This window comes from Gimesia alba, from assembly GCF_007744675.1.
GTDB lineage: Bacteria > Planctomycetota > Planctomycetia > Planctomycetales > Planctomycetaceae > Gimesia > Gimesia alba.
In genome coordinates this window covers 917,452-930,762 of sequence record NZ_CP036269.1, presented here as the reverse complement: position 1 = coordinate 930,762, position 13,311 = coordinate 917,452, and the positions used below count along the sequence as shown (strand labels likewise).

Genomic DNA, 13,311 nt, shown 5'->3' with positions numbered 1-13,311 from the left:
TCCTGTTTCCCGTCTTTTGATTCCAGTCCCTTCAATGTGATTGCTTCGAGCCACTCATGAACTCATTCCTGAATGCCATCATTCCCCTGTCGCCTGTATTACTGGTTGTCATGCCAGTCATCGGTGCGTGCTTTGGGTGGGGTGCGTCGCGGCTGGGGCTGGAGTTTACTCGCTGGACCGCGTTTTCCAATTCGCTAGTTTCCTGTCTGATCCTGGCTGCGGTGATGTTCTCTCCTTTCCTGCAGGACGACGAAGACAACCGCCCAACCCGGGCAATTTCCGTCACGCTCAAACTTCCTGCTGCCGAAACGGCGACAGCGGAGGAACGGAACGAGCGGGTTATCAAATGGGCCCTGGATGCGACGGCTGTCTGGTTTCTACTGCTGCCAACCTGCTTGTGGCCTGTGCTGACACTGTTGATTCATCGGATGACGGACGTCTCGCAACAACACTATTTTCTATTAATGTTGTTACAGGCGCTGCTGGCGGGGCTGTTTGTCTCTTTCGATTTGCTCAGCTTTCTTACGTTCCTGATGCTGACGACGTTTTGTCTGCTGTGCCTGATTCGACTGGCCAGCGGCAGCCGTTCGCGTTCCGTTTTTGAGAGTACGATGTATCTGCAATTTCTGGGAGACGGCCTGATCATGGGAGGCCTGATACTGGCGGCGACCGGACATACCTGGATGCAGGGCGTGCTGTTGGAAGGGCCGCAACCTCTGACGCTGCAGTTTGAATCGATCCTGCAGGGAACAGTCAGCGATGTTTCGCTCTACCCAGTTGCCCAAGCGTATTGGAGCACTGTGTCTCCCTGGATTTTTCTGATGTTGCTGTCGGGTTTTGTCATCAAAGGCGCCTTGTTTCCAATACACTATCAGTTGACGCAGTGGTTGAAGTTGCTGCCTGCCCAAGCGGGTTCCGCGCCCGAGGGAATCGGCTGGTATCTGGTACTGCTGACATTGATCACCAAGGTCAGCATTTACGGAATGGTTCGCTTTCTGGTTCCGTTAACGTTTACGGTGGGTGCCAGCCTGTCTTCGCTGCTGACGTTGTGGGGAAGTTTCGGTTTTCTGGTCGCGGCACTGATTGCCAGTTTGAGAAAAGATCTGCTTGGGATTGTGGTCTGGTTTCTGATCGGGCAGACTTCGCTGGTGTTGACGATCTTATTTGCCGCCGATTCGACAGCAGTTTCCCAATACCTGTCATGGAATCTGATTCAGGGGCTGGCATGCTGCCTGCTGTTTCTGGTACTGCCTTTGATTGCTTTAGAAAAACAGAAACGCACTCACAAGCTGTTCATGGGAATCGCCGGCCTGTCTTTATTGACGTTGCTGGGTGTGCCGGGACTGGGAGGATTTACGACGGGATTCGCATTGCTGTGGAGTCTCGCCAATCAGGGCGTTCTGCTCGCGTTGAGTTTTCTGTTGGGAAGCCTGCTGTTTAACCTGGTGCTGATTCGCAGTTTCTGGCGGTTGATGAAAACGGATCTCCCAACGGAACTACCTATAGCCAGTGCAACGCCGGTTCGTTCGCACGAATATATCGGACTCACCTGGCTTGCGTTCAGCCCTGTGGTGTTGCTGATTGTCGTGCTCGGCATCGCACCCGCCACGCTGCTGGAACAGACGCTGCTCCCGCTGATCTCGGTCAGCGAGAGCGTGACTGAAGAACCCGCGGAAAATTGATCAATTGTCGGCGGCTTCAAACAGGGTGCCACTCTGATCGCCATTCTGCGGATCGAATTCATAATGGGAACCGGCGGCTAAGGTGTAAACCTGCAGGCGGTTATTTACCTTGCGTCGGTAAATCAGCGGAGTTGCCGCATCGAAGGCGTGCGATTCACCCGGCTTCAACGTGTAAGGGCCGCCCCAATCGCTGTAAGGACTTTTCAGTTCGTACTCCATATCGATTTTCGTATTATTGGTAATCTTCAACTCGGGCACCGTAAACGTCGCCAGTAACTGCGGAGTGGACCAGTTGACTTTGTTGACGCGGTACAGGCCAAAACCGAGTTCGATATCGGGGATCTCGGCAACGGACGCGGGGCCCTGCTTTGTCCAGCCATCCCAGGCGGACTGCACCAGAGCCTGGAATTTTTGCTGGTTGATTTTGGCATCCTGCGGTTTGTACTCGGGTGCAAAGCGAGCTAAGCCGCCGATGTGTGAGCCCCCTTCCCAGTTCAAGCGCAAGGCACGCTTGGAATAGGTGCGGTCAACAATTTGCGGTTCGACATCCTGACTAACCGAGAGTGAATACTCGGCGTAAGGAATCCAGTCTTTATTGGCAGCCGATTTTTTGATGGCCATCGAAATGGCTGCTTGAGGCACCTCAAATCGGAAGAGATCTCCGTTTGTTTTTTTTGGTTGGCTGGCATCTTCGACCTGAATCGGTTTGGTTAAGACAAGTTCCGACCAGATTTTGACGTCATCGCCGTACTGTTTCAGATCGGGAAAGACCTGCTGCAGTGTTTTGGAATCTGCCAGTGGCGCGAACGAGTGGCCGGGGACATCCTGAACGGGAATGCGGGCGACATCGGCTTCGACCAGCATCTCGGTTAACGGTTTGAGCATGCTGGGCGCGACGCCGACCTGAAGGTCGATCACTTTAGGAATGTCGTTGACCGATCTGCCCAGCGAATTCAGTCGTTTGACTTTGCCGTCAAACTTATCAGGCTCCAGAGCGGCAACACTGAGGCCGAAGCTGATTGAAACGCCTTTTTTGTCCGTGACGACTTCTCGCGGCGCAAGTTTCATCCGCGGTTGATACACGGGTAACGGCCAGATGGCATTGACGACCTGACTGGCTTCGTCGAAGTTGAGTTGTTTTTCCAGTTCTTCCACAAGGCCGGGCACGATCGCCTTCACTTCTGCTTCGATGCGTCCCTTACTGCCGTAGATGCCATCGACGAGGCCGCTGGATACTTTTTCTGAAGTCATGCCGATGCCGCGTGTGGAAACACCGGCGGGACCGGAGACATACCAGTTATCCTGCGGAATGTTGAATCGTGTGCGTATGAGCCGGAGTTTGAGTTGATTATCTTTGATATACGGTTTCACATCAAAACTGAGCCAAACCGGTTTCTGGTGACCGACGCTGACGGAAATCGGTCCCGCAACAGCGGAATGCCGATTACCGGTGACATAGGTGCTACTGATATAGAGATCGACATTCTTAATGCCGAGTTGAATATTCAGAGTGTCGGCTGCATAAGCTTCGACGGCCGCGCGGGCCAGTTCGCCTTTATATGAGATCCCCGTGAATTGCACATCGAAGCCACGGCCTTGCGCGACGGTATAGTCGTAAATGTCGTTGATTGACCCTTCCAGCATATCTGCGGGAACCATACTGGGAACCGCATCGGCCAGTGACTGCAGGAACCGATTTCCCAAACGCACTGAAACGGCGTTATCGATCACCAGGGCAGGCACGAACGGACTGTTGGTATCAGCCTCGGCTGGCAGTTTCAGATCGGGTTTGACCAGAAGCGGCGCGGAATGATCCATGGCGCGACCGGGGTGCTGCATCCAGTCAAACAGAGGCTTGGAATAAGCGACCTTCCAGACATCGTGACCGACGTCGGGTACTTCGGTAAAACGGGGTGTGCCGCCCGCCTGTTTCACTGCGTTGATCATTTTCTCTGATTCTGCGGGAAGAATCGCACGATCATTGGCGCCATGAAAGGCCCAGATTGGCACTTCTTTGAGCTTCGCCGCCCAATCGGTTTTTCCGCCGCCCGCGATCGGAGCGACTGCCGACCAGCGAAGTGGATCTGCCGCCGCCAGACTCCAGGCGCCGTAGCCCCCCATCGACCAGCCGGTTAAGATCTGCTGCTTGCTGTCGACCGAGTAATCTTTCATCACGGTATCAAGAATTTTCAGTGCCCGTTTCGAGTCATCGGTGTTGGCCAGCCAGCCGCCGAGCAAGCTCTCTTTCATGTTTTCTGCCTGAGGGAAGACGACAAGAAAGGGAAACGTTGAAGCCTGCTGTTTGACGATCGGGCCTAAACCGACCTGGGTCTGCTTGAGACCATCGTTGCCCCGTTCGCCCGCACCGTGGAGAAACAGAATCACGGGATATTTTTTTTCGGGTGAATAGTTCTTGGGAACAAAGACCACATAGCGATGTTCGCCGGCCGCGTCCTTATAAACGGCGTTCACAAATCCGGTCTGGGTCGGCTTCGTTTGCGCCGGGAGGGTTGTGGTGATTCCCAGAAACGCCAGAGTGAGTAAAAGCAAAGAAAACCGGTACGCAAACATCGATCGAATTCGTGTCGTTTGCATCAATACAATCCGTTTCCAGATTCCGCAGAATCAATTCAGGGGAGTGGTTCAATCCGTGAGTGAGAGAAACCCGTGTCGTTCGTTTTTGAGCCGACAGACTATCCATTACGTCGATTTTTGTTCGGCACAGCCTGACTGTCAACAGAACGCGGGTTTCCACTGGCGATCTTAGACGCGACGTGAACACGACACCTGGGATCATTTTTTTAAAAAACGTCAAAAACCCGGTGGAATCTCTGCTCTCTGACTCGTTATGAACTTAGATACGAAGAATTTGTGAATTTTTTTGACGGGATCAAACCAACAACAGATTGTGAGGCTGCTTTGAAAATTCGACTGCTGACACTCTGTTCTCTCGTTCTGTGTGGGAGTGCTGCACCACTGTCGGCATTTCCCCCGCCGGGATTTGGTCCTCCCTCTTCCGGCCCTCTGCCAAAGAGTCAGATACAGATTACCGTGAAAGACGGTTATCGCTATATCAGTTCGAACGGGATTCCCGATCATCAACCGGGGCGATTTCCGAATCGAAATAATCCGAATACCATCCGGCCGCAGCGTTACCAGTTCCGGGTTCCCGCTGAACCGAAAATAGCCCGCAACACCACCGCCAATTCTCATTCACCGTTTGGCATTGCGATCAACGGGGTCGTGTTCGATGCAGAGACAGCGGAGTTCTGGAACCGCGATCGTCGCTCCGGCTGGAACTATGAAGCCAAGTCCGGAAAGATCAATCTGGGACTCGATCAGAGTAATGCGCATGTTCAACCCACGGGCAGTTACCACTATCACGGCTTACCGACTGGTCTGATTTCGAATTTGAATAAAAGCAAAGCGGTGACACTGATCGGCGTCGCCGCAGACGGATTTCCGATCTATGGGCAGTATGGCTACACGGATGCGAAAGATGCTTCAAGTGAAGTACGAAAAATGAAATCCAGCTATCGAATCAAAAAAGGGACTCGCCCGAATGGTCCTCGCGGAAAATACGACGGCACCTTCGTGGCCGATTACGAGTACGTGGAAGGTGCCGGCGATCTGGATGAATGCAACGGCCGATTCGGTGTGACACCTGAATATCCCGATGGCATTTACCATTATTACATTATCGAAGAGTTTCCGTTTATTCCCCGCTATTTTCGCGGAACTCCCGACAGCAGTTTCCAGAGACGTGGTCCTAGACCGGGGGGGCGTGGCCCCGGACGCGGCGGTTTTGGTCCACCAGGACAAAGTAGACAGCGAGGTGGTTTCGGCCGTAGTCAATAACAAGGAGGAGGATTTGACAGAGCGGCGTATGTCATCCGAATCCCTCTCGGTCAGGAAGCGCCTGCGACTATTCTTCCTGGCCGAGATGAATTCTCATTCAAATCGAAAGGAACAAACAGATGCTTAGAGCGTACGCGTTTTGGATTTGTCTTCACGCATACGGTTACGTGCCCGTGAGAGTGTCGGCCCGATCGAATTCTCGGGGATATCCAATTCGCTACTGATCTGCTGGTAGGACTTTCCCTGCAGATGGTATTGCTCCACAATCTGTGCATCTGCGGGCGGCAGTTGCTTGATCATGTTCTGGATCTCTTCCTGATCTTCCAGCGCCTGTTGATGCCGCGTTTCTTCAGAGATTGATTCCAGTTTGGATTTGGTGGAAACATGCCCCAATGCTTCAGCCATCCGGCGTTCCACCATTTTTTTTACCACAACACGACGAGAGACGACCGTGAGGTAGGTCGCCAGTGAACTGTTACCCCGAAAGTTTCGCAGGACGCGGTAGTCATTCGCCAACAGAACCAGAAAGACTTCTGAGAGCAGATCTTCGACATCGTTGTCGGTGACACGAATACTGCGGGCATGGGCAGTGTGATGAATTACATGCGTGAACAGGCCGATAAACCGGTCAACGAAATCCTTCCATGCACCCGGCTCTTCCGCCAGACAGCGTTTGAGCAAATTTTTATCAATATCCGTGAGAGCCACAAATCGCCTCAATTCATTAAAACGGCTGCCAGCTGGCAGCAAGCGAGTTAAGCCTGCACCTCATTATACACCTGAGTCAAAGATCCGTGTTGCAAAAAAACAACCGAATTCCAAAAGCGGAATAGACCTGATCACTAGTAGTAAAATCTGAGTATTTTGCTCGCGAACTTTACTAGGATCTATGATTTAAGGCAATACGATCCCTGAAATAAACAAAAGCACACATCTTTGCCTGCTATTTGCCTACTTATAAAGACGTCTGCGACGACAATTCCTAACCCAGAAAAGTGAACACAAACTCAGTAAATGTCGCTTATTTCTTTTTTTCGGGGGCCGCGATACTCTCTGTCGATGCGACAGGTCTGCGATAAATCAGCAGGAGAACACCGGCGATGACCAGCGGAATACTGAGCATCTGCCCGACGCTGAGGGGTAACCCTTGTGCAAATTCGGCTTGTCGCAGCTTGAAGAATTCCAGCACAAAGCGGGCGGTAAAGACCAGAACAAAGAACAGACCAACCAGTAAGCCGCCAGGGGTTGCCGCACGATACTTGCGGTAGAGCAGATAGAGAATGAGAAAAATGCAGCCGTAGCAGAGTGATTCATACAGCATCACCGGATGCCGGGGCGTCATCTGAGCTTCTTTGTCGAGTTCCAGACCATTCACAAAGATCACCGCCCAGGGAACATCGGAAGCGCGTCCCAGAATTTCGGAATTGAAAAAGTTGCCGATGCGGATGAAAAAGCCGGCCAGTGCGACGGGAATCGCTAAACGATCCATCAGCCACAACAGGGATTGATCCTTGTGTTTCCGTGAGTAGAGCCAGGCGGAAATGGTAATGCCGACGGCGGCACCGTGACTGGCCAGGCCGCCTTTCCAGATTTCCAGAAAGCGAATTGGTTTCTCAAAAAAGTAAGCGGGATGATAAAACAGGCAATGTCCTAACCGGGCACCGACAATCGTTCCGATCACCATATAGATCAGCAGCGAATCGACATCGTCGACGTTTTTGTTTTCCGTGCGATACATCCAGCGGAGCAGAAGATAGCCGCAGATGAAACCGGCGGTGAAAAAGAGACCGTAATAACGGATCTTAATCGGGCCGAATTCAAACAGGATACGGTTAATGTCCCACGACAGATGGGCGATCACTGAATACACGTGACTCATTACTCCCGAATTCAAAAATGGGCGTTCTGATTAATTCTGTGATTTCAGAACGGCTCAAATATGCTATGCTTATCAGACCGAAAGATAGACCATTCGTCACTTTAAGCCTAGTCCGAATTCCGTTTTATTAGCCTGTTTCGGTTTTTATTAACCTGTTTCAGGACGACCTCTAGTGCTTTGTCAAGCTAGAAATTGAGGGTTAGGAGTGTTGTTTACGTGCTCCGTTGTCGCACTCTCGTGATATCTATCAACCCAAAATTTAAAAATGACACTCCACTAGTATATTCGCCCGTCGACTTCAGAAAGGTTGCTTGCCTGATGAACACCCTCGTTCCCAGACTAGTATCCGGTGCCCTGGCTGGCATCTCCGGTCTGGCATTATGGGAGATCGTGCAACTCAAAGGGGCGGTCCTCGTAGAGCGCCCTTCCCTGGCTTCGGCAGCAGCCGCCTGCTGCGTGGTGTCTGCTCTGATCGGAGTCGCCGGCTGCCTGGTGCCCAACCGCTTTTGGGAACAGGTTCTGCAAAAAGCAAAAAACGGATGCCGCATTTTTTCTGAGGCGACGAATCCCGCGGATCACTGGCTGGGCAGTCTGTTGCTCTCGTTTTCGATGATTGTGTATTTCGTGGTGATGATCAATCTGATTCCGCAGCAACCGAAGCCGGCGAACAATGATCAGGCCGCGTTTCTGACGCAGGCCAAAACGGTTCAGGAATCCGGGGGCGCGACGGTTTTGATGCGTCAGCTGTTTGCGGGAGACTACAAGGAAGCCAACCAGCACCCGCTCTACGTCGCGTTGCTCTCATTCTTTCCTGACTATGAAGCGGGCAAACGCCTGTCGGCGATGTTCGGTTTATTGGCTCTGTTGATTTTCTCAATCGGAATCGCGCGGCAGTATGGAAATCTGACAGGAGGGCTGACGGGGTTTTTACTCAGTGTGAATGTCGCCTATTGCCAATTGACGGGGCGGGTCGTCTGTGAAGGGCTGCTGTTATTTTTTGTCGCCTGCCTGTGGCTGATTGTGTTACGACTGCCCGATCTCAGAGCGGCTCTCAAAATTCCTTATGTGCCTTTGATTGGGTTGGGGCTGATGCTGGGACTGGCGTGGCTCACGAAAGGAACGGCGCTATTGTTGCTGCTGGGGCTCTTACTCTGGCTCTGTTCGTATGCAGTGAACTGGAGTGGGCTCTGTTCGCGATTCAAAAAACAAAGTCACACGAATACTGAAAGTGCCGCCGCACCAACGCAGACTCAAACAACAACCGCTTCGTTGAAAACGATTCTGGTCAGCGTCTGCCTGCTGGTGGCGAGTTTCGCGGTAATCGCCTCGCCGTTGCTGGTGCGAAATGCGCGCGTGTATGGCAGCCCGACGTTTAATGCGAATTCGTATCTGATGTTTCAGGATGAATTCACGGAGCCGCATGCCCTGGCAAAGCAAGGTTCACTCAGTCAGGCCGCCCGGAACTATTTGCAGACTCACTCGGTAGCCACCATCGTCAAACGCGAAGTGAAAGGGCTCTTGTGGCAGGTCTTCATTTTCCTGCGCAGTCTGGGGCCGCTCCCGTTTGAAGAAGGGCGATTGTTCTTTGGCCTGTTGGCGGTGCCGTTTCTGCTGGTGGGACTGTTGTCGGAAACGGGGCCGGCACGACGCTTGTATTTGATCTGGATGCTGCTGTTCTGGCTGGCGTTTGCCTGGTATCTGCCGATCGCCGCCGGAGAACGGTTCCTGATGCCGTTGTTACTGCCAACGCTGGCGTTTGTCAGCCTGGGTCTTGTGCGGGCCGGCCAGGTGATTCTGCAACGGCGGGCTGCCTGACGGTTTGCACCCGTGAGTGCGTGATGTTCATCTCGGCGAATCCACGTCTCTCAGGTACGATTTTTTACTGTCATCCTGTGTGGGATTTCCCCGGGTCCGTTCCGCGCGTGAATAGGAATGGAATCCTGGAACCAGCACTGTCGGACAAGCCGACAGTGGCACACACTAGTGGCACACACCAGTGGAACAGGACATTGGACTTTTGGACTCGTCATGTTTTTTTCTACACCGAAAAGACACGAAAGGGTGGGTTCGGATGCAATCCGGCCTGAGCACAGCAAGCAGGAGATTCCAGAGATAACGAAGAAATACCGGGAAACTTGCCTCACCCAATCAAACTCATCGTGTGCCACTGACCGTCTTGTCCGGCAGTGCAAACCATTTACCAATTCTAAGTGATAGAAATGCAGGAGAGACTGACAGCATGATCAAAGAAGAGAAACAATGGGATGAAAACGTGATAAACATGTTTGTTTTCCTGCATTTCATTCTGTTTGTTGTTCGCATACCACAGATCATCGCGAACGGCGTGAGGCTGTCAATCCGCTTTGGTGCCGAATTGTGTCAGACTGTGGTTCATGCAGTGCGGAGCGGTGTTGGTTCTGTGCGGAATGTGGTCCGAAGTGTGTCGACCCGCATAAAAAAAGCAGGTGTTATGCGGTTAGTTCAGAGCGTTGTGCAGGTGTGTGAATTAAAAAACGCCCTGTTTTTGATGATGGAAAAGTCAGCAGTCGTCAACATTGGGAACTGCACGGTTCAGTTCTCTCGCGCGCGACGCGCAACTGCAGAGTTTCACGAAGGGCACCGCGGTGTCAAGCTGATTTCCATGCTGAAAATTGCGAAGTCAGATACGAAAAGTTCACTGAAAAAATGGAACTGTCAGAAATATTTAATTGGCGACCTGTTCTTTTTTCCTCAAGAGAGGCATCAATAATGGATAGAGCCAGAGTGCGATACAGAAAATGCCGAGGCCTGCGGAAATCGGACGATTGAAGAAGGAAAGGAAACTGTCATCCTTGGTCAGGTTCTGTACGAAGGATTGTTCTAACTGGCTGCCGAGGATGATGCCGAGTACCACGGGTCCGAGCGGGATCGCGAAGACTTCAAGAAAGAATCCTAAGATGCCCATGCCGAGCATGACCCAGACATCGAAGTAACTGCCGTTAATGGAATAGGAGCCCACGACACAGAACATCAGAATCAAAGGCATCAAAATACGGCGGGGAACGCGTACGAGTTGGGCGCCGCTGCGAATTGCCAGAAAGCCGAGCGGGATGAGCAACAGATTCGCGACAATAAAGGTGAGATAGATGCCATGCACGAGCACAAGTTGATCGGGGTTTTCAAAGATCGCGGGGCCGGGAGTAATATTTTTCATGAGCAGCACACCAATCACAATCGCCGTAACCGAGTCGCCGGGAATTCCCAGAACCAGAGCGGGAATCCAGGCACCCGCGAGTGCGGAATTATTCGCACTGGTGGCATCGCCGACGGCGTCGAGCGATCCTTTGCCGTATTCTTCGGGGGTCTTGGAGAATTTTTTGGAGACCGCGTATGAGATCCAGGCAGCAATGTCGGCACCGGCGCCGGGAATCATGCCGATGGTAGAGCCAATGCAGCTGGAACGAAACCAGCTGAATTTGCGTTTCCAGAGCTGGGGTAGAACGCCGCCGAAGACGGGCTTTAAATGTTTCCACAGAGAATGGTCGTCTTCCTTGATATGTGCTGATTCCAGTTTTTCGGCTACTTCGTCGGTTTTGGAGGTCAGGCAATTTCGAAAGACTTCTGAAAGGCCGAACAGACCAATCATGGCAGGAATGAAATTGATGCCGGTAAAGAGTTCATCAAAGCCAAATGTAAACCGGGGAACGCTGTGGACTTCACTCAGGCCGACGGTGGAAAACATCAGCCCGATCATCAGTGCCAGGGCACCTTTGAGTCGCGAGCCTGTGGAAACGATGGCCGCACAGCTCAAGCCCAGTACATACAACCAGAAGTATTCGTACGTCGTAAACTGAAACGCAATTTTTGCCAGGAGAGGCGCCGCGAGAATGAGAATCAGAGCACCGAACAGGCCGCCCGCCACGCTGAAGACCAGCGAGACTCCCAGAGAGGTTTCATGCAGACCTTGCCGGGTGAGGGAATACGCATCGTCGGTATATGCTGCCGACGACGGAGTCCCCGGTATGCGGACCAGCGTTGTCGGTATATCGCCGGCAAAAATACTGCAGGCTTCAAGAGTCACGATCGTAGCGATCGCGGTGAGATTGTCCAGATAAAATGTGAGCGGGATTAACAGAGCGACCGCCATGGTCGCCGTCAATCCGGGAATGGAACCAACAAACAAGCCGTAGACGGCTGAGAGGAAAATCACCAGCAGCACCTCGGGAGATGCCAGATTCTGTAACGCGGTAATGAATGATTCCATGTTGTTACTTCAATGCGTTTGACGACAGACGGAATAAGAAGGGAGACGTGTGTAGTGGCTTACCAGCCCAATAAACCTCGCGGCAGCGGGACACGCAGGAGCTGGGCGAACAGGGTATATATGCCGGGAACGAAACAGACGACGATCAACGCGCTCATCCACCAGCGAGTGCCAAATTTCCACAACAGCAGGAACAGAATGGCGCCGGCTGTCAGAATGAAACCCAGTTTTTCTGCAAACAATAAGTAGGCCACGATTCCAAGGAGGACGAGAATGGTATTTACAATTCCCTGAGAGGTGACGGTCTCACTGGAAACATCCGGCGCCAGGGCGTGGACTTTTTTCTGGACGGCCAGACAGACTAAAATGAAACAACTGGCAACAGCGAGCATCGCCGGAAAGACGAGCGGCCCGGTGCCTCGAGAAGACATCTGCCTGAAGGCGTCGCTTGTTAAAAGTTTTCCCAGTGTTTGATCATTCGATTTCAGAAAGCCGGCGAATTCATCATCAGCGCGGTAGCGGGTACTTAACCCGGCGGCCTGCATGAATTCGGGAAACGTTTTGTCTTGCACGACGGCTTCGCCGCTGGTGATTTTTTTCATCGCGCTGGATATTTTCTCAACAATGGGCTGAGGTGTATCCAACGGAAGTGCCAGGCCGTTCCAGCCTGAGATCGACCAGTCCATGCCTTGCGACTTAAAGGTGGGGACATCTTTGAATTCCGCCAATGGTTCTTCGGTCATCACGCCCAGGCAACGAACCTGCCCCGATTCAAACAGTGTTTTCGCTTCGGGCAGACTGCAGCAGACCAGATCGACTCCGCCACTGGCCAGTTCCTGTAAAGAGGGCCCTGCGCCGTTCATGGGAATCCATTTGATATCGTCGGCATTCAACCCGCTGAAATCGAGCCAGCCCGCCAGAGCCAGGTGCCAGATCCCGCCACTGGCGGTTCCGGTCGCGGTTAATTTTCCGGGGTTCTGTTTAACGTAGTCCTGAAGTTCCTGCATGCTGTGAAAAGGAGAATCGTCTTTGACAAAAACGGCCGCCGCTCCATCAACGAGCGAGATAATCGGAACCGCATCCTGATACGTCAGCGAGGTCAGGTCTTGCCAGTGCAGCATGTTTAATTCGCCGGTGATTACCGCCAGCGTGTAGCCGTCGGGACGGGCATTCAAGCCACGACTGTGACCGGTGACTCCTCGCCCGCCTGTTGCATTGATCACATTGACGGGAACCCCGAGTTCCTGTTCGAGAAAGACCGCGACCTGCCGGGAGGTACGATCCGTTGCTCCGCCAACCGACCAGGGACAGATGATGGTGATGGGACGATCGGGATAATCGTCTACCGATTCGGAGGCACAGCCGCTGAATAACATCAGACAGAGCAGGAGCGGCCAATATCGAACTGTCGTGTTAGTGAGCGCGTTTTGATTCATCAGTTCAGTACCGAAAATGCTTTCCTATATTTTTTCTGTAAAAAACCGGCTTTCAAAGCGGGCTTCTGTATAAAGGATGCAGAGAGAGAAACAGCCTGTCAACGACCAGCTAATACGGGTTAGAGGGAATCAGCAAGTTCCATTGAATTAGTTAACAACCAAAAAAATTGAAACTCTGCAGGAGTCTATCGGGTAGAATTCAGGAGAGCGGGC

Annotated in this window: 9 protein-coding genes; 4 read left to right on the top strand and 5 right to left on the bottom strand. The window is 52.4% G+C overall.

All coding sequences use genetic code 11. The features are described from left to right. Positions 1–56: 56 nt before the first annotated feature. Positions 57–1,682 (top strand): proton-conducting transporter membrane subunit, encoded by a 1,626-nt coding sequence (locus Pan241w_RS03510; RefSeq protein ID WP_145211028.1) that lies wholly within the window; start codon positions 57–59, stop codon positions 1,680–1,682. On the opposite strand, the gene Pan241w_RS03505 is transcribed toward Pan241w_RS03510, so the two are convergent. After that, positions 1,683–4,277: a carboxylesterase family protein gene (locus Pan241w_RS03505; RefSeq protein ID WP_145211025.1), complete on the bottom strand. Its 2,595-nt coding sequence runs from the start codon at positions 4,275–4,277 to the stop codon at positions 1,683–1,685. It lies immediately after the preceding gene. Positions 4,278–4,553: 276 nt separating this feature from the next. Between Pan241w_RS03505 and Pan241w_RS03500 the strand changes: the two genes are divergently transcribed. Then, a complete protein-coding gene (locus Pan241w_RS03500; RefSeq protein ID WP_232107346.1) occupies positions 4,554–5,540 on the top strand; it encodes a YHYH protein in 987 nt (328 codons plus the stop codon). 123 nt (positions 5,541–5,663) lie between these two features. Here the strand turns inward: Pan241w_RS03500 and Pan241w_RS03495 are convergent, their stop codons facing one another. Both Pan241w_RS03495 and lgt read right to left on the bottom strand, forming a co-directional pair. Continuing rightward, complete coding sequence (locus tag Pan241w_RS03495; protein ID WP_232107345.1) at positions 5,664–6,248, bottom strand: RNA polymerase sigma factor; 585 nt, start codon at positions 6,246–6,248, stop codon at positions 5,664–5,666. A 313-nt stretch (positions 6,249–6,561) separates the two neighbouring features. Then, the gene (lgt, locus tag Pan241w_RS03490; protein ID WP_198000306.1) at positions 6,562–7,410 is read right to left on the bottom strand and encodes a prolipoprotein diacylglyceryl transferase; all 849 of its coding nucleotides are present in this window, start codon (positions 7,408–7,410) and stop codon (positions 6,562–6,564) included. A gap of 327 nt (positions 7,411–7,737) precedes the next feature. Between lgt and Pan241w_RS03485 the strand changes: the two genes are divergently transcribed. Then, positions 7,738–9,234 carry a hypothetical protein gene (locus tag Pan241w_RS03485; protein ID WP_145211022.1) on the top strand — a complete coding sequence of 499 codons (1,497 nt, stop codon included), beginning with the start codon at positions 7,738–7,740 and terminating at the stop codon, positions 9,232–9,234. 424 nt (positions 9,235–9,658) lie between these two features. After that, on the top strand, positions 9,659–10,168 hold the full coding sequence (locus Pan241w_RS03480) for a hypothetical protein (RefSeq protein ID WP_145211019.1): 510 nt from the start codon (positions 9,659–9,661) through the stop codon (positions 10,166–10,168). On the opposite strand, the gene Pan241w_RS03475 is transcribed toward Pan241w_RS03480, so the two are convergent. Next, positions 10,124–11,662, bottom strand: coding sequence for a tripartite tricarboxylate transporter permease (locus tag Pan241w_RS03475; protein ID WP_145211016.1), 1,539 nt, complete (start codon positions 11,660–11,662; stop codon positions 10,124–10,126). The genes Pan241w_RS03480 and Pan241w_RS03475 overlap by 45 nt on opposite strands. 59 nt (positions 11,663–11,721) lie before the next feature. Beyond that, a complete protein-coding gene (locus Pan241w_RS03470) occupies positions 11,722–13,098 on the bottom strand; it encodes a tripartite tricarboxylate transporter substrate-binding protein (RefSeq protein ID WP_145211013.1) in 1,377 nt (458 codons plus the stop codon). Between the last annotated feature and the right edge of the window lie 213 nt (positions 13,099–13,311).